Source organism: Streptomyces sp. C36 (assembly GCF_040932295.1).
GTDB lineage: Bacteria > Actinomycetota > Actinomycetes > Streptomycetales > Streptomycetaceae > Streptomyces > Streptomyces triculaminicus.
Genome location: NZ_JBFQGI010000002.1, coordinates 744,176 through 762,914, shown reverse-complemented (window position 1 = coordinate 762,914; position 18,739 = coordinate 744,176). Strand labels below are relative to the sequence as shown.

At 72.4% G+C, this 18,739-nt stretch carries 16 protein-coding genes; 10 read left to right on the top strand and 6 right to left on the bottom strand.

Going from position 1 to position 18,739, the window contains the following annotated elements:
• Positions 1-129: 129 nt before the first annotated feature.
• The 3 genes from AB4K12_RS09055 to ybaK are packed head-to-tail and all read left to right on the top strand — an operon-like array spanning position 130 to position 3,065.
• Positions 130-1,737 carry an oxidoreductase gene (locus AB4K12_RS09055; protein ID WP_368433672.1) on the top strand — a complete coding sequence of 536 codons (1,608 nt, stop codon included), beginning with the start codon at positions 130-132 and terminating at the stop codon, positions 1,735-1,737.
• 44 nt (positions 1,738-1,781) lie between these two features.
• Positions 1,782-2,519, top strand: a complete 738-nt coding sequence (locus AB4K12_RS09050; RefSeq protein ID WP_207248534.1) for an LON peptidase substrate-binding domain-containing protein — start codon at positions 1,782-1,784, stop codon at positions 2,517-2,519.
• Positions 2,520-2,552: 33 nt separating this feature from the next.
• The gene (gene ybaK, locus AB4K12_RS09045; protein ID WP_368433671.1) at positions 2,553-3,065 is read left to right on the top strand and encodes a Cys-tRNA(Pro) deacylase; all 513 of its coding nucleotides are present in this window, start codon (positions 2,553-2,555) and stop codon (positions 3,063-3,065) included.
• A gap of 380 nt (positions 3,066-3,445) precedes the next feature.
• Here the strand turns inward: ybaK and AB4K12_RS09040 are convergent, their stop codons facing one another.
• From AB4K12_RS09040 to AB4K12_RS09025, 4 genes are all read right to left on the bottom strand, one after another.
• Positions 3,446-4,018, bottom strand: coding sequence for a DUF2567 domain-containing protein (locus tag AB4K12_RS09040; protein WP_368433855.1), 573 nt, complete (start codon positions 4,016-4,018; stop codon positions 3,446-3,448).
• A 170-nt stretch (positions 4,019-4,188) separates the two neighbouring features.
• Complete coding sequence (locus AB4K12_RS09035) at positions 4,189-5,025, bottom strand: ABC transporter permease (RefSeq protein WP_368433670.1); 837 nt, start codon at positions 5,023-5,025, stop codon at positions 4,189-4,191.
• Positions 5,026-5,062: 37 nt separating this feature from the next.
• Entirely contained in the window at positions 5,063-6,034 is a 972-nt protein-coding gene (locus AB4K12_RS09030) for an ABC transporter ATP-binding protein (protein ID WP_086567442.1), read from the bottom strand.
• A gap of 171 nt (positions 6,035-6,205) precedes the next feature.
• Positions 6,206-7,510, bottom strand: a complete 1,305-nt coding sequence (locus tag AB4K12_RS09025) for an NYN domain-containing protein (RefSeq protein WP_368433669.1) — start codon at positions 7,508-7,510, stop codon at positions 6,206-6,208.
• Between the two features lie 267 nt (positions 7,511-7,777).
• Between AB4K12_RS09025 and AB4K12_RS09020 the strand changes: the two genes are divergently transcribed.
• On the top strand, positions 7,778-7,951 hold the full coding sequence (locus AB4K12_RS09020; RefSeq protein WP_179198794.1) for a hypothetical protein: 174 nt from the start codon (positions 7,778-7,780) through the stop codon (positions 7,949-7,951).
• 83 nt (positions 7,952-8,034) lie between these two features.
• Here AB4K12_RS09020 and dnaE read toward each other — a convergent pair whose 3' ends face one another.
• Complete coding sequence (dnaE, locus tag AB4K12_RS09015) at positions 8,035-11,577, bottom strand: DNA polymerase III subunit alpha (RefSeq protein WP_368433668.1); 3,543 nt, start codon at positions 11,575-11,577, stop codon at positions 8,035-8,037.
• A gap of 154 nt (positions 11,578-11,731) precedes the next feature.
• On the opposite strand from dnaE, the gene AB4K12_RS09010 reads away from it, so the two are divergent.
• The 6 genes from AB4K12_RS09010 to AB4K12_RS08985 all read left to right on the top strand — a co-directional run bounded on the left by AB4K12_RS09010 (position 11,732) and on the right by AB4K12_RS08985 (position 18,038).
• The gene (locus AB4K12_RS09010) at positions 11,732-13,069 is read left to right on the top strand and encodes a DUF2252 domain-containing protein (protein WP_086567447.1); all 1,338 of its coding nucleotides are present in this window, start codon (positions 11,732-11,734) and stop codon (positions 13,067-13,069) included.
• Between the two features lie 37 nt (positions 13,070-13,106).
• Positions 13,107-13,742: a hypothetical protein gene (locus tag AB4K12_RS09005; RefSeq protein ID WP_368433667.1), complete on the top strand. Its 636-nt coding sequence runs from the start codon at positions 13,107-13,109 to the stop codon at positions 13,740-13,742.
• A gap of 53 nt (positions 13,743-13,795) precedes the next feature.
• The gene (locus AB4K12_RS09000; protein ID WP_368433666.1) at positions 13,796-14,638 is read left to right on the top strand and encodes a thioredoxin domain-containing protein; all 843 of its coding nucleotides are present in this window, start codon (positions 13,796-13,798) and stop codon (positions 14,636-14,638) included.
• Positions 14,639-14,722: 84 nt separating this feature from the next.
• On the top strand, positions 14,723-15,376 hold the full coding sequence (locus tag AB4K12_RS08995; protein WP_086567451.1) for a hypothetical protein: 654 nt from the start codon (positions 14,723-14,725) through the stop codon (positions 15,374-15,376).
• A 58-nt stretch (positions 15,377-15,434) separates the two neighbouring features.
• Entirely contained in the window at positions 15,435-16,292 is an 858-nt protein-coding gene (locus AB4K12_RS08990) for a thioredoxin domain-containing protein (RefSeq protein WP_086567452.1), read from the top strand.
• A gap of 87 nt (positions 16,293-16,379) precedes the next feature.
• Positions 16,380-18,038 carry an alkaline phosphatase gene (locus tag AB4K12_RS08985; RefSeq protein ID WP_368433665.1) on the top strand — a complete coding sequence of 553 codons (1,659 nt, stop codon included), beginning with the start codon at positions 16,380-16,382 and terminating at the stop codon, positions 18,036-18,038.
• Here AB4K12_RS08985 and AB4K12_RS08980 read toward each other — a convergent pair whose 3' ends face one another.
• Positions 18,039-18,647, bottom strand: a complete 609-nt coding sequence (locus AB4K12_RS08980) for a dienelactone hydrolase family protein (RefSeq protein ID WP_368433664.1) — start codon at positions 18,645-18,647, stop codon at positions 18,039-18,041.
• Between the last annotated feature and the right edge of the window lie 92 nt (positions 18,648-18,739).

Below are 18,739 nucleotides of genomic sequence, written 5' to 3'. Positions count from 1 at the left end.
TACGGGGCCAAAGTGTTGATCTTTTTCTGACCGAGGCCGGACAATCGGCCCTCACCAGGGGTGTTCGAACAGTCACCCGAGGGGAATGGGGCCCCTGACGGGGCGTCACAGGGGAAGGGAGGGACCAGCGTGACCGATCCACACGACGGCGGGCCGCCCGCGGACCTCGAGCTGACCGCCGTCGAGCGGGACATGTGGGAGGCGTTCCGCAACGGCACCACGCACGACTTACGCACCTCCAGCCCCGAGCAGAACGATCCCTCCGCCCCCTACACCTGGGGCGCCGACCGCAGCGTGCGCGCCCGCGTGGTCGCCCTGCTGCTCCTGAACGGCCCCTCCGCCCGCCCCGGCCGGGTGGCCGCGCTCAAGCTCAACGGCGTGCAGATCACCGGCACCCTCGACCTGTCCGGCGGCACCGTCGTGCCCTACGTCGAGCTGCACAACTGCCGCTTCGAGCAGCAGCTGCTCCTGCCCGAGAGCACCTTCACCACCCTGCGCCTGGTCGGCTGCGCCATCCCCCGGGTCGAGGCCGCGCGCATCCGCACCGACGGCGACCTCCACCTGCCGCGCTGCGTCGTCCAGCACGGCATACGGCTGACCGACGCCCACATCGGCACGGACCTGCTGCTCAACCAGCTGGTGGTGCGGCGCGACCGGCGAGGGGTGTCCATAGCCGCGGACGGGATGACGGTCGGGCAGGACCTGCAGGCCGAGATGATGCGCTCGCACGGCGAGCTGAGCATGCGCGGCGCCACCATCGGGGCCTCGCTGAGCCTGCGCGGCTCCACCCTCAACAACCCCTACGGGCGCCGCGCCCTCAACGCCCCCCAGCTGACCGTCGAACGCACCCTCTACCTCACCTCCGCGGGCCTGGGCGGCTCCCGCTTCGCGGGCGGCGCCACTCCCCCGTACGGCATCTCCACCACCCCCGCCCCCGACCGCGGCCCCCGGCTGCGGCGCTTCGAGTGCCTGGGCGGGGCCCGGCTGGACGACGGGCGGTTCGGGGACGCGGTGGACCTCAGTCAGGCCCGGTTCGTGATGGAGGCGGACCAGGAGCTGTCGCTGCGCCGCGTCCAGACGCCCGAGCTGCGCTTCCTCGGCGAGCGGCAGGAGCGCGGGCGGGTGGTGCTGTCGGGGGCGCGGGTGGTCAACCTGGTCGACCGCTACGACAGCTGGCCGGGCCCGGGAGGCCTGGTGATGGCCGGCTTCACCTACGAGAACCTGATACCGCTGGGCTCCTTCCCGCTGGCCCGCCGCCTGGACTGGGTGGCCGCGGCCACGCCCGAGTACGCCCCGGAGCCCTACGAGCGGCTGGCGGGCGCCCTGCGCTCCAGCGGCGAGGACGCCGACGCCCGGGCGGTGCTGCTCGCCAAGCAGCGCCGCCGGCGCGAGACGCTGCCGCCGGCCGGGAAGGCGTGGGGCTATCTGCAGGACTGGACGGTGGCCTACGGCTACCGTCCGGGGCGGGCGGCGGTGTGGATGGCGGTGCTGTGGGCGCTGGGAGGCTTCTACTTCTCCTACCGCCCGGTGCCGCCCCTCAAGGAGGGCGAGGGCCCCGCCTGGAACCCCGAGCTGTACACCCTGGACCTGCTGCTGCCCGTCATCGACCTGGGCCAGGGCGCCGCCTGGCGCCCCACCGGCGGCCAGCAGTGGGCGGTGGCCGTCCTCACCCTCCTCGGCTGGATCCTCGCCACGACGGTGGCGGCGGGAGCCTCCCGCCTGCTGCGCCGGCAGTGAAATCCCCGGCCCGTCCGTCCGCACGGCCATTAGGCTTACCCGCCGTGACCACCGCGCGCCTTCCGATCTTCCCGCTGAACTCGGTGCTGTTCCCCGGCCTCGTGCTGCCGCTGAACGTCTTCGAGCAGCGGTACCGCACGATGATGCGCGAACTGGCGCAGCTCCCCGAGGACGCGCCGCGCCGCTTCGGCGTGGTCGCCATCCGCGACGGGCACGAGGTGGCGCCCAGCGCCCCGGGCCTGCCCGACGACGCCCGCCCGGAGCCCGGCCCGGCCTCCGGTTTCGGCCCCGACCCGCTGCGGTCGTTCCACACCGTGGGCTGCGTCGCCGACGCGGCCACGATCCGGCGGCGCGAGAACGGCACGTACGAGGTCCTGGCCACCGGCACCACGCGCTTCCGGCTGCTGTCGGTGGACGCCTCGGGCCCGTATCTGACGGGTGAGGTGGAGGAGATCGAGGAGCGGCAGGGCGACGAGGCCGGCGCCCTCGCCGCCGGCGTCGTCCGGGCGTTCCGGGCGTACCAGAAGCGGCTGGCCGGGGCGAGCGAGACGTCGCTGGCCCGGCAGGCGGAGCTGCCCGGCGAGCCGCGGGTGCTGTCCTACCTCGTGGCCGCGGCCGCGGTGCTGGACACCCCGGCCAAGCAGCGCCTGCTGCAGGCGCCCGACACGGCGTCCCGGCTGACGGAGGAGCTGCGGCTGCTGCGGGCCGAGACCGCGGTGATAAGCAAGCTGCCGTCGCTGCCGGCCGTCGATCTGACCCGGCGCCCGACCAGCCCCAACTAGGCATCAGCCCCAACTGGACGGAGGACGATCGTCGTGGCAAGGAAGTCCAGCGGGAACGGGACGAAGGCGGGTGCGGGCGCGACGCCCGCGATCGTCGCCCTCGAGCGGGCGGGCACGGCCTTCTCCGTGCACTCCTACGAGCACGACCCGGCCGTCGCCTCCTTCGGCGAGGAGGCGGCGCGGGCCCTGGGCGTGGAACCGGGCCGGGTCTTCAAGACGCTCGTGGCCGACGTGGACGGCGCGCTGACCGTGGCCGTCGTGCCGGTGTCCGGCTCGCTGGACCTCAAGGCGCTGGCGGCGGCGGTCGGCGGCAAGCGGGCGGCGATGGCCGACCCGGCGGCCGCCGAGCGCGTGACGGGGTACGTCCGGGGCGGGATCTCCCCGCTGGGTCAGCGCAGGCGCCTGCGGACCGCGCTGGACGCCTCCGCGCGCTCCCACGCCACGATCTGTGTCTCGGCGGGCCGACGGGGCCTGGAGGTCGAGCTCTCCCCCGCCGACCTGGCGCTTCTGACGGGCGCGGTGATCGCCCCGATCGCCCGCGGCTGAGCCGTGGCCCGTGCGGGGTCTGGACGGCGAGGGCGCCCTCCGCTACGACCGAGGGGCGGGCCGCCGCGTGGGCGGCCGCGCACAGGGAGGGACGCCCATGTCGAAGCGCACCCGCAAACGCCGCTGGCGCCTGAAGAAGGGCCGCGCCAACCACGGCCGCCGGCCGGCCTAGGGCACGCCCTAGGGGGTGTCCGATGGGTCGGTGCGGGCCCTGCGGTGTCCGGTGCTGGGGGCACCTCCCAGCGGTAGCTGGGGGAGCATCGCAAGGCGGAGTATCTGCCTCGGACTGGGCGTCCTTGGCTGATGCGACAACGCAGCGAGGTGCCGTGCCGGGCGCCGCAGGGCCCGTGCTGACCCATCGGACACCCCCTAGCGCCGGGTCAGTTCTGCTCCTCCGCGTCCTGCGCGGGCGGGGTTCCGGGCCGGGACCAGTGGAGTTCCGGCCCGGCCTCGGGCTCGGGGTCGCGGGGGCCGAAGAGGGCCGTCAGGCCCAGGTGGACGGCCATGGCCGCCAGCGGCCAGGCCAGCAGCATGCCCTTGGCGGCGAGCTTGATCGGCGCGTCGAAGACCACGCCCTGGCCCACGGCGCGGGCGTGCCCGGCCACGTCGGCCGTCGGGCCGAGCCAGACGCCCAGCCGCCAGCCGATCAGCGAGGCCAGCAGCGAACCCGCCGCGAGGCCCGCCACGATCGCGATGCCGCCCTTGCGGTAGCAGAGGAAGACCACGGCCGCGCCGACCGCGCCGAACACCAGGCCCAGCAGGCCGAACCAGCCGTCCGCGCCGACGGCCTGCTCGCCCTCGGTGTTGCTGAGGTAGACGGCCTTGCCGTCGGAGATCAGGGGCACCCTCGGCGCCAGCCACAGCCACAGCAGCCCCAGCAGTACGCCGCAGAGCGTCACGAACGCCAGGATCACCGCGCCCTGCCGCAGCTCCGTACGGGTCTCCTCGGACAGGCCGGGCGCGCTGTCCGCGGCCTCGTCCCCGGTCTGCTGCGGAAGATCCGGGCCGGAGCCGGGTCCGGGCTCGGAGGGGGAGTTGCCGTGCGGCGTCAGCGGTGCGGTCACCCCGCCATCGTGCCAGGTGGACGCGGACGCCCCGGAGCCAGGACGGTCGCTGCGGCGCGTCACCGCACGGCCGCCCGGCGGTAGGCCCACGTCGCCGCCGCCAGCGACACCACGCCGACGGCCGCGCACACCCCGAGGTCGGCCGCCGTCCGCAGCCAGTCGGGGTGCGCGTCGAAGCTCCGCGCCAGCGCCTCCACGCCGTAGGTGGAGGGCAGCAGGTCGCGCGCGTAGGCGACCGGCGCCGGCATGTGCTGGGCCGGCAGCACGCCCAGCAGCAGCGCCGCCGACATGCCCAGCTGGCCGCACAGCGTCGCCAGCTCCTGGCGCGGGGCGAGCAGGCCGAGGGCGGCGCCGAGCCCGGCGAGGGCCGCGCCGGCCAGCGGGATCACCGCGACCAGCACCCACAGGTGCGTCATCGGCAGCCCGAACAGCACGCTGCCCACCACCGCCGTGACGGCCGTGCCGGGCGCGGTGAACGACGCGTACGCCCCGGCCGCCCCCAGCACGACGGCCGCCGGCGGCACCGGCAGCGTGGCGTAGTGGTCCAGGCCGCCGCTGGCCCGCAGCTGGCCGAAGTACTGGGCCAGGAGGTTCAGCGCGACGAACGCCACCACCAGGACGCTGGACCCGGCCACCACGGCACGCGCCTCGGCCCCGCCGTCGACGACGCCGCGCATCAGGATCATGATGCCGACGGACTGGAACGTGGCCACGAACAGCAGCGGGATCCGCGCCACGCGGGCGCGCGAGAGCTGCGCGCGGTAGACCGCCGCCAGCGCGGGCAGCAGCCGTGCCCTGGGCGCGAGCGGGGCGGCGCCGCCGTCCTCGGACCACGGCCGGGGGGCGGACGCGGCGGGCGCCTTCCCCGACACCGCTTCGGCGGATACAGCAGTCACGCGGCACAGCTCCTGTTCGGTCCGGTCGGGACGGCCCTCACCCCTTCATCAGCCCCTTCTCGCGGCCGCCCAGGGCGAGGTAGACGTCCTCCAGGCTGGGCGTGGCGAGCGTGAAGTCGTCGAGCGCGGCGAAGGCGGGGCCGCCGGTCACGGCGGCGACGGCGGCGCGCGCCTCGGCGGGGCCGAGCCGCAGCGACCAGCGGCGGCCGGTCTCCTGGGCGGACTCGCGCAGGGCGGCGACCTCGGGAACGTCGAGCGGCGGGGCGTCCCGCCAGACGAGGTCGACCCGTACGTCGTCGCCGACGAGCTCCTTGAGGCCGGCCGGGGTGTCGCAGGCGATGATCCGGCCGCGCTCGAGCACCGCGACGCGGTCCAGCACGGTCTCGGCCTCGATGACGTTGTGGGTGACCAGCAGCACCGTGGCCCCGCGCTCGGCGCGCCGCCGGTCGACGGCGGCCCACACGGCGCGGCGGGCCACCGGGTCCATGCCGGTGGTCGGCTCGTCCAGCACCAGCAGCGGGCGGTCGCCGACCAGGGCGGCGGCGAAGCAGGCGAGGCGGCGCTGGCCGCCGGAGAGCTTCTTCAGCGGCCGTCCGGCGAGCGGGGTCAGGCCCAGCTCGTCGAGGACGGCGTCGCGCTCGGCGCGGGCCGTGCGCAGGTCCAGGCCGCGCAGCCGGCCGGTGGTCTCGGCGGCGAGGGCGACGGTCAGCTCGTCGAGCGCGGTGGACTCCTGGCCCAGGTAGCCGACGAGGCGGGAGGCGCGCTCGGGATGGCGGACCAAGTCGTGGCCGAGAAGCTCGACGCGGCCCTCGTCGGGGCGCAGCAGGCCGGTGAGCTGGCGTACGAGCGTGGTCTTGCCGGCGCCGTTGGGGCCGAGCAGGCCGAAGATCTCGCCGCGCCGGACGTCGAGGTCGATGCCGTCGCTGGCCCGCACAGGGGCCGCGGCGGGTTCCCCGCGCCGGGAGCGCGCGGGGGGATAGGTCTTGACGAGCCCGCGCACGGTACACACCGTCTCGCCCGCGGTATGCCGCGAGGAGCCGCCCCGCTCCGCCGTTTTCGTGCCCGTTCTCACGAGCTATGAGGGTACGCGCCCCGCCCCCCGCTGCTCGCCTCGGGGGCGGGATTCGGCGCGGCAGGAACAACCGGGCGAGAACGACGGGGACACCGTGCGCGCGGCGGGTCAGTCCGCGGCCGGCGCGTGCTCGGCCGCCGTACGGGTGTCGATCTCGCGCCAGAAGCCCGCCCGGATCGCGTACCGGTCGTGCTCGTCGATCTGGTCGTCCTTGTGGGCGAGGAGGCCGAAGCGGGCCGCGTAGCGCAGGAGCTCGCCGTCGATGCGGTGGGGGATGCGGGGGTACTCGGTGGAGAGGTGCTGGAGGTGGACGGCGTCGGTGAGGCGCTCGGCCCAGCGGCGGGCGAAGACCTGGCCGACCTCGAAGGGGTCGCCGCCGACGGTGGTGATGTCCTCCTCGCGGTCGGCCCAGCGCTGCTCGGCGCTGGTGAGCTGGGCCAGCATCGGCAGGGAGGCGGTTTCGGGAGGCTCCCCGAGGCCGTTGCCGGCGCCGCGTTCGACCCAGCCCTTGTCCGAGGACCAGCGCAGGGTCGCGTTCGGCGTGCCGGGGGGCGTGCCGCCGTTCTGCGCGGCGGCGGTGGCCGGGGTGGGCCGGTCGGGGCCCGGTCCCCGGCCCAGTCCGGCGAGGTCCTTGGGGGTGGGCACGCCGCGGACGGCGGGCGCGGTGTCGGCGCCGTCGCCGTTCACGCACGGCACGGGGGCCGGGGCGGGCCGTGCGGTGCCGTTGTGCCCGGCCTCGGTCCGGGCCTCCGCCGTGTGACCGGCGGCCGCGGCGGCGGCCGCGGCCGTCTCCGGCAGCGGGGCGGCGAGGATGGCGGCGATCTCGGGCCGGGGCGCGGGGGGCGGGGCGCACACGCCGGTGAGCTCCTTGGCCCGTACCGCGCGGGTGATCCATGTGCGGTCCAGGACGCGCCGCTCGTCGGCCTCGGCGACGAGGTCCTCGGACTGGTTGTAGTCGCCGTCGGCGGCCTGCACGGCCCACAGGTGGACGGCGACGCCGTGTTCCTTGGCGGACATCAGCCCCGGCAGCAGGTCGCCGTCGCCGGTGACCAGGACGATGTCGGAGCAGGCGCGGTTGCGGGCGAGCTCGGTGAGCTCGGCGTGCATGGCGGCGTCGACGCCCTTCTGCGCCCAGCGGCCGTCGCTGCGGGTGAGGGCGCCCAGCCGGACGGTGACGCGGGACATCACCCGCAGCCGCCGGTGCTCGGGCTGGGGGACGCGGTCGGGGGCGCCGTCGAACCAGTAGATGCGCAGCAACGGGCGCTGGGTGTCGGCTTCGGCGCGTTCGCGCAGTCCCTGGATGAGGGTTGCGTGGTCGACGGTGATACGGGACCGGGCGGGTTCCCCGGCCAGCAGGCTCGCGGCGGCGCCCAGCAAATACCCGGCGTCCACCAGGACGACGCAGCGGTCCACGTTCCACCCTCTTTTCCCGGGTTTCCCCTGATTCCAGAAGTGCGGTCGCCCCCCGGCACAGGCGTGCCCCGGTTCCGTTGGCTTTCCAAGGAGTCTGCCCGACCGGGCGGGGGTTATCAGTCCGAACTGGATCTTCGGCGTGGCGGATACGGGCTGCGGCCGATAAGTACCCCTGTCACCTACGGTAATTACCCGAAATGCACGTTTGGCCGGTGCGTGCGAGGGTGGTCGCCGGGGGGAGTCACCCCGATGCGGAGGCGCAGCAGCATGGCGAAGAACAAGAAGCAGGACCGGAGCCAGCAGAAGTCGAGCGCGGCCGAGCGCGGCACTCAGCAGGCCAAGAGCTCGTCCATGGAGTCCCAGGGACAGGAGCGAGCCACTCGGGTCACCCCCGCGGACGTCGCGCACAAGGGCCGCCAGAAGCGCTTCGGCCACAACTGACCGGCGCTTGGATGCGCTTGAGGGGCGCACCCGCTCACAGCGGGTGCGCCCCTCGCGCATGATCAGCGGTCTCCCGGGCGGGCTCAGCCCGCCAGGCAGGACGGCCCGAGCAGCTGCTTCAGGTCACCGAAGAGCGCCGGGTCGGGCGTCACGCGGTGCCGGTCCAGGCGGAGCACGGTGGTCTTGCGGGCCCCCTGGAGCTTGATCCGCACCTCGGTCGAGCCCCGGTGGTGGCTGAGGACCTGGCCGAGCCGCTCGACCAGCGGCGGGGTGACCTTCACCGTGGGAATGGAGATGATCACCGGTGCGTTGGTGCCGGCGTTGGACAGGTCGGGGACCATCAGCTCCATGGCGACCAGGCGCGGGATGTCCTCGCGCTTGTCCAGGCGCCCCTTGACGAAGACGACGGCGTCCTCGACGAGCTGGGTGGAGACCAGCTGGTAGGTGGCGGGGAAGAACATGCAGTCGATGGAGCCGGCCAGGTCCTCGACGGTGGCGATGGCCCAGGCGTTGCCCTGCTTGGTCATCTTGCGCTGCAGGCCGGAGATGATGCCGCCGATGGTCACGATCGCGCCGTCGGCGTGCTCACCGCCGGTGAGCTGGGAGATCGAGGCGTCGGCCTTGTCGTTGAGGACGTGCTCGATGCCGAAGAGCGGGTGGTCGGAGACGTAGAGGCCGAGCATCTCGCGCTCCTGGGCGAGCAGGTAGGACTTCTCCCACTCGAGGTCGGAGAACTCCACGTCCAGCCCGAAGCCGGGGCCCTCGTCGGCGCTCTCGTCGCCCATGCCGCCGAAGAGGTCGAACTGTCCCTCGGCCTCCTTGCGCTTGACCTGCACCACGTTGTCGATCATCGGTTCGTAGTGCGCGGTGAGGCCCTTGCGGGTGTGCCCCATGGTGTCGAAGGCGCCGGCCTTGATCAGCGATTCGACGGTGCGCTTGTTGCAGACGACGGCCTCGACCTTGTCGAGGAAGTCGGGGAAGGAGGTGTACTTCCCCTTGGACTTGCGGCAGCGGATGATCGAGTCCACGACGTTGGCGCCGACGTTGCGCACGGCGGTCAGGCCGAAGAGGATCACGTCGTCGCCCTGGGCGGCGAAGTTGGCCTCGGACTCGTTGACGTTCGGCGGGAGCACCTTGATGCCCATGCGACGGCACTCGTTGAGGTAGGTCGCCGACTTGTCCTTGTCGTCCTTGACGGACGTCAGCAGGGCGGCCATGTACTCGGCGGGGTGGTTGGCCTTGAGGTAGGCGGTCCAGTACGAGACCAGGCCGTACGCGGCGGAGTGGGCCTTGTTGAAGGCGTAGCCGGCGAAGGGGACCAGGACGTCCCACAGGGCCTGGATGGCCTCGTCGCTGTAGTTGTTCTTCCGGGCGCCGCTCTGGAAGATCGTGAAGTTCTTCGCCAGCTCCTCGGGCTTCTTCTTGCCCATGACGCGGCGGAGGATGTCGGCCTCGCCGAGCGAGTACCCGGCGATGATCTGGGCGGCCTTCTGGACCTGCTCCTGGTAGACGATCAGGCCGTAGGTGACGGCCAGGACCTCCTCGAGGGGCTTCTCCAGCTCCGGGTGGATCGGGGTGATCTCCTGCTGCTTGTTCTTGCGCAGGGCGTAGTTCGTGTGCGAGTTCATGCCCATCGGGCCCGGCCGGTACAGGGCGGACACGGCGGAGATGTCTTCGAAGTTGTCGGGCTTCATCAGGCGCAGCAGGGACCGCATGGGCCCGCCGTCGAACTGGAAGACGCCGAGGGTGTCGCCGCGCTGGAGCAGCTCGAAGGTCGTGGGGTCGTCGAGCGGGAGGGCCAGGAGGTCGATGTCGATCCCCTTGTTGGCCTTCACCATCTTGACGGCGTCGTCCATGATCGTGAGGTTGCGCAGGCCGAGGAAGTCCATCTTCAGCAGGCCGAGCGACTCACAGCTCGGATAGTCCCACTGTGTGATGGTCACACCGTCGGAGTGGCGCACCCAGACGGGGACGTGGTCGGTGATCGTCTCGCTGGACATGATCACGCCGGCCGCGTGCACACCCATCTGCCGGACCAGGCCCTCGACACCCATCGCGGTGTCGATGACCTTCTTCACGTCCGGCTCGTTCTCGTACATCCCCCGGATCTCGCCGGCCTCGCTGTAGCGCGGGTGCTTGGGGTCGGTGATGCCGGAGAGCGGGATGCCCTTGCCGAGGACGTCGGCGGGCATCGCCTTGGTGAGGCGGTCGCCCATCGCGTAGGGGTAGCCCAGGACGCGAGCGGAGTCCTTGATGGCGTTCTTGGCCTTGATGGTGCCGTAGGTGCCGATCATGGCGACCTTGTCGGCGCCGTACTTCTCGGTGACGTACCGGATCACCTCGGCGCGCCGGCGCTCGTCGAAGTCGATGTCGACATCGGGCATGGAGATGCGCTCGGGGTTCAGGAACCGCTCGAAGATCAGGCCGTGCGGGATCGGGTCGAGGTCGGTGATGCCCATGGCGTACGCGACGATCGAGCCGGCCGCGGAGCCACGGCCGGGGCCGACGGCGATGCCCTGGTTCTTGGCCCACATGATGAAGTCGGCGACCACGAGGAAGTAGCCCGGGAAGCCCATCGAGATGATGGTGTCCATCTCGTACTCGACCTGCTTCATGCGGTCCTCGGGGATGCCGCCGGGGAAGCGGCGGTGCATGCCCCGCATGGTCTCCTCGCGGAACCAGGTGACCTCGGTGTAGCCGTCGGGGATGTCGAACTTGGGCATCAGGTTCCGGAACTGGAACATGCCCTCGGTGTCGACCTGGTCGGCGACCAGCTGGGTGTTGGCGCATCCCTGCTGCCAGGCGTCCGAGGAGTCGATGGCGTACATCTCGTCCGTGGACTTGAGGTAGTAGCCGGAGCCGTCGAAGCGGAAGCGGTCGGGGTCGGAGAGGTTCTTGCCGGTCTGGATGCACAGCAGCGCGTCGTGGGCGGTGGCCTCGTGCGCGTAGGTGTAGTGCGAGTCGTTGGTGACCAGCGGCGGGATGCCGAGCTTCTTGCCGATCTCCAGGAGTCCGTCGCGGACCCGGCGCTCGATCTCGATGCCGTGGTCCATCAGCTCGAGGAAGTACCGGTCCTTGCCGAAGATGTCCTGGTACTCGGAGGCGGACTTCAGGGCCTCGTCGAACTGGCCGAGGCGCAGCCGGGTCTGCAGCTCGCCGGAGGGGCAGCCGGTGGAGGCGATGAGCCCCTCGGACCACTGGCTGATGGTCTCCTTGTCCATCCGGGGCCACTTGGTCAGCCAGCCCTCGGCGTAGGCGTCGGAGGACAGCCGGAAGAGGTTGTGCAGACCGGTGGCGTTGGCCGCCCAGATCGTCTTGTGGGTGTAACCACCGGAGCCGGAGACGTCGTCGCGCTTCTGGTGCGGCTGGCCCCACTGGATCCTGCGCTTGTTGCGCCGGGACTCGGGGGCGACGTACGCCTCGATGCCGATGATCGGAGTGATCCCGGCCTTCTGGGCGGAGTGGAAGAAGTCGTACGCGCCGTGGAGGTTGCCGTGGTCGGACATGGCGATGTGTGTCATGCCCATCTCATTGCAGGCATTGAACATGTCCTTCAGCCGCGCGGCACCGTCCAGCAGCGAGTACTGGGTGTGGACGTGCAGGTGCGTGAACGGCGTCTTGGCCACGGTGGAGGACCTCCGGGGGGCAGCGGGACGGAACGGGGCAGTTTTGAAGGTTACCGGCCCCCACCGACAGTCGCGGGCACACGCCGGTAGCCTCGGCCGTTGAGGACGACAGCACATCTGTCCGCCCCATGACCTTCACCAGGAGGACCCACCGATGGCGACCGAGCACGACCGGGCCACGCAGCGCGGCGAGGAGATCCTCGCCGTTTTCGACACCGCCTTCGGTGAGCTGCTCGCGGCCGACCCGGCCGCCTTCCGGGTCAAGTTCCGGAAGATGGCCGCCTCGGCCTTCGCCTTCTACCGCGGCACGGCCTGCCTCTTCTACTCCGACCTGGACCACGAGCGCGACGCCGGCCCGTACCTGGACGACCGCACCAGCCGGGTGTGGATCCACGGCGACCTGCACGCCGAGAACTTCGGCACGTACATGGACGCCAACGGCCGCCTGGTCTTCAACGTCAACGACTTCGACGAGGCCTACGTCGGCCCCTTCACCTGGGACCTCAAGCGCTTCGCCGCCTCCCTGGCCCTGCTGGGGTACACCAAGGCGCTCAGCGACGAGAAGATCTCCGAGCTGGTGCGGATCTACGCCGCCGCCTACCGCGAGCGCGTCCACGCCCTGGCCACCGGCGCCAAGGATCACGAGCTGCCGCCGTTCACGCTCGACACCGCCGACGGCCCGCTGCTGGACGCCCTGCGCGAGGCCCGCTCGATGACCCGCTTCGGGCTGCTGGCCTCGATGACGGAGATCAGGGACTTCGACCGGCGCTTCCTGGCCGACGACGGCGCGATCGAGCTCGACGCCGCCACCCGCTACAAGATCCTCGCCGCCTTCGACGGCTACCTGGAGACCCTCCCCGGCTCCAGCCTGGCCCGTCCCGACTCCTACCGCGTCAAGGACGTCGTCGGCCGCCGGGGCGTCGGCATCGGCAGCGCCGGCCTGCCCTCGTACAACATCCTCCTCGAGGGCAACAGCGACGCCCTGGAGAACGACGTCGTCATCTACATGAAGCAGGCGCAGACCCCCGCGGTCTCCCGGCACATCACCGACCCCGAGGTGCGCGGCTACTTCCAGCACGAGGGCCACCGCACGGTGATCTCCCAGCGCGCCCTGCAGGCCCACGCCGACCCGTGGCTGGGCTGGACGGAGATCCAGGAGGGGGGCAGGCGCTACGGGCAGCTGGTCGCCGAGATCTCGCCGTACGCCGTCGACCTGGACTGGTCCGACATCGACGACCCGGCGGAGATCGCCACCGTCGTCGCCGACCTGGGCCGCGCCACCGCCACCATGCACGCCGCCGCCGACGACCAGAGCGGCCACTCGCTGGTGCCGTTCTCCACCGAGCGCGCCATCGACGCCGTCATCGCCGCCGACGAGGAGGGCTTCGCCGAGCTGCTGGTCGACTTCGCCCACACCTACGGCGCCCGGGCCCGCGCGGACCACCAGATCTTCGTGGACCTCTTCCGCAACGGCAGGATCCCCGGGCTTTAGCCACGGCTTTACGCACGGCATGGCACACTCGGCCCTCATGGACATATCGGCGGCACGGTTGCGGGCACTGCGCGCGGCGCTGTTCACAGCGCTGTGCGTGCTGCTGTCCGCGGCCTCCCACGTGCTGCTGTCCGGCCGGGCGCTGCCCGTGGCGGCCGTCACCGGGGCGGGGGCGGGCGTCTTCGCGCTGGCCTACGCCCTGGCCGGCCGCGAGCGCGGCTACGGGCGCATCGCCGCCCTCCTCGTCCCGCTGCAGCTGGCGGTCGGCGCGCTCTTCGCCGCCGGCCAGGACACCTGCTACGGCCGCCCCGGCCACCCCGCCCCCGGCGCGCTGACCTGGCTGTGCAACGGCAGCATGGGCACCCCGCTGGCCCGCTGGGCCGACCCGGGCGCCGCCCCCTGGCTGCTGCTCGCCGGGCACGTCGCCCTCGGCCTGCTGGCCGCCGCCTGGCTGCGGCGCGGCGAGGCGGCCCTCGGCCGGCTGCTGCGCGCGGCGGCCGCGGCCGCCTTCCGGCCGCTGCGGATGGCCACCACCACCGCCGCGGGCGTGCGGCCGCGGCGCCGCCCCCTGCCGCGCCCCGCGCGCGACGGCCGGCCGGCCCGGCTCCTGCCGCTGCTCGTCCACTCCGTCGTGCGCCGCGGTCCGCCGGCCGGGCACGCCCTCGCCGCCTGAGGGCCCCGGACACCGACAGCACCGTACGGACGCACCACGGAGACATCACCACCATGAGCAAGCGCAACACCTGGGAGAACAAGCAGAGCGCCCGCGAGCGGCTGCGCGCCGAGCGCGAGCAGCAGGCGAAGCGGGACAAGACCCGCCGCCAGCTGATCGTCGGCGGCGCCATCGTCGGCGTGCTCGCGATAGCCGGCGGCATCGGCTACGCCGCGACCCAGCTGGGCGGCGCCAGCTCCAAGAGCACCAACGCCGCCTGGAAGGCCGCCGCCGACCAGACCCTGGTCAAGCCCGCCAACACCGGCGGCGACAAGGGCACCGAGATCGTGATCGGCAAGAAGGACGCCAAGCACACCCTGGACGTCTTCCAGGACATGCGCTGCCCGGTCTGCTCGGTCTTCGAGCAGAACGTCGGCGACACGATCGACAAGGACATCAAGGACGGCAAGTACAAGGTCTCGTACCACGTCGGCACCTTCCTCGACCGCAACCCCGCGATCGCCGGCACCGGTTCGAAGAACGCCCTCAGCGCGCTGGGCGCGGCGCTCAACGTCAGCCCCGAGGCGTTCAGCGCGTACAACAAGGCGCTCTACTCCAAGGCGAACCACCCCGAGGAGACCAAGGACGACTTCGCCGACGACGCGGTCCTGCTGAAGGTCGCCCAGCAGGTGCCGGCGCTCAAGGGCAACGCCGCCTTCGAGAAGGACGTCAAGGACGGCACCTTCGACAAGTGGGCGCTGGAGATGTCCGACTCCTTCGACAAGGTCAAGGACGTCACCGGCACGCCGACGCTCAAGCTCGACGGCAAGAAGGTCACCTACGAGAGCGAGCAGGGCAAGGGCGTTCCGATGACCCCCGAGCAGTTCGGCTCGGCCGTCGGCGAGCAGCTGAAGTAGCCCTGGAGGGACGGGCGGCCGTCCCCTCGACCGATGCCGAATCTTGACACGACACCCGACAGGGGCCGTGGCACACTCGGCGTCATGGAGGGGACGGGAGTTCGGTTCAGGGCGGTACGCGCCGCGCTGTTCACGGCGTTGTGCGTCACCCTGTCCGCCACCTCCCACGTCCTGCTCTCCCACGCGCCGCTGCCGGCGGCCACGGTCGCCGGGCTGTCAGCGGCGTTCTTCACGATCGCCTACGCGCTGGCCGGCCGCGAGCGCGGCTACGGATCGATAGCCGCGCTGCTGGTCCCGCTGGAGCTGGCGGCGGACACCGTGTTCACCACCGGCCAGCACGCCTGCTACGGCCAGGCCGGTGGCCCGGTGGCGGGCCCGCTGCACTCGATGGGCGTCGACCTGGTCTGCCGCGGCGGCGAGTTCGGCACCCCGCTGGCGGCGGGCCAGGCCGCCGCGAACTCCGCCACCCCCTGGCTGCTGCTCGCCGCGCACGTCGCCGTCGGGCTGCTGGCCGCCGCCTGGCTGCGCCGCGGCGAGGTGGCGCTGGCCCGGCTGGTGCGCGCGGTGGCCGCCGTCGCCTTCCGGCCACTGCTGCCGGCCCTGGCCGCGCTCACGCCGTCCGCCCCGGCCGGCGCCCGCCCGCGGCCCGTGCGCGACACGCTCGCCGCGCGCACCCTCCCCCTCCTCGTGCACTCCGTCGTACGGCGGGGACCGCCGCTGTGCCCGGCATCCGCCTGAGCACGGCACCGCACCACCTTCGGTCCCATCACCCGTACGCCCACGGAGGGTTCACGTCATGAGCACCCGCAACAACCCGCAGAACAAGGCCGCCGCCCGCGAGCGGCTGCGCGCCGAGCGCGAGCGCCAGGCCAAGAAGGACAAGGCGCGCCGGAAGATCCTGGTGGGGGTGGGCGTCGTCGCCGTCCTGGCGATCGCCGCCGGCGTCGGCGTGGTCGTCACCAACGCCACCAGCGGCGGCAAGAACAACAAGGTCACCAGCGAGGACTGGGTCTCCGCGGCCAAGAAGGCGGAGTTCAAGGCGCCCGCCAACACCTCCGGGGACAAGGGCACCACGGTCGTCATCGGCAAGCAGGACGCCAAGAACACCCTCGAGGTCTTCGAGGACATGCGCTGCCCGATCTGCTCCGGCTTCGAGCAGAACGTCGGCGAGGTGGTCCTCAAGGACGTCAAGGACGGCAAGTACAAGGCGCAGTACCGGATCGGCACCTTCCTGGACCGCAACCCGATGATCAAGGGTTCGGGCTCGAAGAACGCGCTCAGCGCGCTGGGCGCCGCGCTGAACGTCAGCCCGGAGGCCTTCCTGGAGTACAAGAAGGCGCTGTTCGCGCAGAAGAACCACCCCGACGAGCGGGACGACGCCTTCTCCGACGACGGCAAGCTGCTCGACGTCGCCGCGCAGGTCCCGGCGCTCAAGGGCAACGCCGCCTTCGAGAAGGACGTCAAGGACGGCACCTACGACAAGTGGGCGCTGGCCGTCTCCGACTCCTTCGACACGTTCGTCGGCCCGGACAAGGAGATCAAGGGCACCCCGGGCCTGAAGCTCAACGGCAAGGTGCTGGGCGACGAGCGGGGTCAGGCCCCGCAGGCGCCGGACATGTTCAAGACCCTGGTGGAGCAGAACCTGAAGAAGTAACAATGAGCGACGGGTGGGCGAACTCTTGGTAACGCGCCCACCCGAGGCCTTACCGGCGGTTGTGACCGGCCGGTAAGGTGACGGCCCGTGACATCCCACGACATATCACGGCGCACTGCCGTCACGGCCGTCGCCGCCACCGCGACCGCCGCCCTGCTCCCGGCGGCCTCCGCCCGGGCGGCCGTCGCCGCCACCGACTCCCCCGCGGGAACCTCCACCGCCCCCGCCTTCGCGCACGGCGTGGCCTCCGGCGACCCGCTGCCCGACGGCGTCCTGCTGTGGACCCGGGTCACCCCCGAGCCCGACGCCGTCCCCGGCTCCGGCCGCGGCCCGGCCGTCGACGTCGCCTGGCAGGTCGCCGAGGACGACGGGTTCACCCGCGTCGTCGCGCAGGGCACGGTCTCCGCGACCGCCGCCACCGACCACACCGTCAAGGCGGACGTGCGCGGACTGCGCCCGGCCACCGGCTACTTCTTCCGCTTCACCTGCGGCGGCGTCAGCTCCCCCACCGCCCGCACCCGCACGGCCCCCGCCCACGACGCGGCCGTACCCGGCATCCGCTTCGGCGTGGTCTCCTGCGCCAACTGGGAGTCCGGCCACTTCTCGGCCTACCGTCACCTCGCCGCCCGCCGCGACCTGGACGCGATCTTCCACCTCGGCGACTACATCTACGAGTACGGCACCGGGCAGTACCCGGCGCCCAAGTACGTCGTCCGGCCGCACGCGCCCGCCCACGAGATCGTCACCCTCGCCGACTACCGCACCCGGCACGGGCGTTACAAGACCGACCCCGACCTGCAGGCGCTCCACCACGCGCACCCGGTCGTGGCCATCTGGGACGACCACGAGTTCGCCAACGACGCCTGGACGGGCGGCGCGGAGAACCACACCCCGGGCACCGAGGGCGACTGGGCCGCGCGCGTCGCGGCCGCCAAGAAGGCGTACTTCGAGTGGATGCCCGTACGCCCCTCCGTCGAGGGCACCACCTACCGGCGGCTGCGCTTCGGCAAGCTCGCCGACCTCCACCTGCTGGACCTGAGATCCTTCCGCTCGCAGCAGGTCAAGCCCGGCAGCGGCAAGGTCGACGACCCCGAGCGCACCATCACCGGCCGTGCCCAGCTGGACTGGCTCAAGGAGGGGCTGGCGTCCTCGGACACCGCCTGGCGCCTCGTCGGCAACCCGGTGATGATCTCCCCGGTCGCCTTCGGCGCCCTGCCCGCCCACCTCCTGGAGCCGCTGGCGAAGCTTCTGGGGCTGCCCTCGGGCGGCGTGACCATCAACTCCGACCAGTGGGACGGCTACACCGACGACCGGCGGGAGCTGATAGCCCACCTGAACGACCGCGGCATCTCCAACACCGTCTTCCTGACCGGCGACATCCACATGGCGTGGGCCAACGACGTGCCGACGAAGGCCGCGACCTACCCGCTGTCCTCCTCGGCCGCCACGGAGTTCGTGGTGACCTCGGTGTCCTCGGACAACCTCGACGACCTCCTGCACGTGGCGCCGCACACGGTCTCCCTGGCCGCGGCCACGGCCCTCAAGGCCGCCAACCGGCACGTGAAGTGGCTCGACATGGACTCGCACGGCTACGGCGTCCTCGACGTGACCGCCGAGCAGGCGCAGATGGACTACTACGTGCTCTCCGACAAGGCGGACCCGGCGGCCACGGCCTCCTGGGCCCGCTCCTACCGGACCCGTTCCAAGACCCAGCGCGTGGAGCGGGCCGACGCACCCGTGCGCTAGCTAGGACACGCGCTCGGAACGGCCGGCGCCGATGTCCTCGAGGAAGCCGAGCGCCACCCGCCAGGTGGCCTCGGCGGCCTCGGCGTCGTAGTCCGGCAGCTCCGGATCGGTGAACAGGTGGCCCGCACCGTGGTAGCGGTGCACCTCCACGTCCGCACCGGCCCGGCCCATCCGCAGGTACCAGGCGTTGAGCCAGTCGTGCGGCTCGAACGGGTCGGGGTCGGCGACGTGCAGCTGCACGGGCAGCTCGTCCACGGCCGTGTCCTCGGCGATGTCCGAGGTGCCGTGCAGGAGCAGCAGGCCGCGCGCCTTGTCGTCGTTCAGCGCCAGGTTCTGCGCGATCGAGCCGCCGAGCGAGAACCCGGCGTAGACCACGCCCCGCTCCGACAGCGGCGCGGCGGCGACCACGGCGCGGCGCAGCAGCTCCTCGTGGCCGATCTCGTCCTTGACGGCCATGCCGTCCTCGACGGTCTCCGCCGTCCGGCCCTCGTAGAGGTCGGGCACGTGCACCTCGTGCCCGGCGGCGCGCAGGCGGTCGGCGGCGGCGTGGACCGCGGGCCGCAGCCCGTAGGCCGAATGAAACAGGACGATCGTGGTAGGGGACGCCACTGGAGGTCACTTCCTTACAGCTGTGGGAGCACCGCCCAGCGTCAGCTGGGGGAGCGTCCTCCCATCGTGCCAGCTAGGTTCGGAAGGAGCGG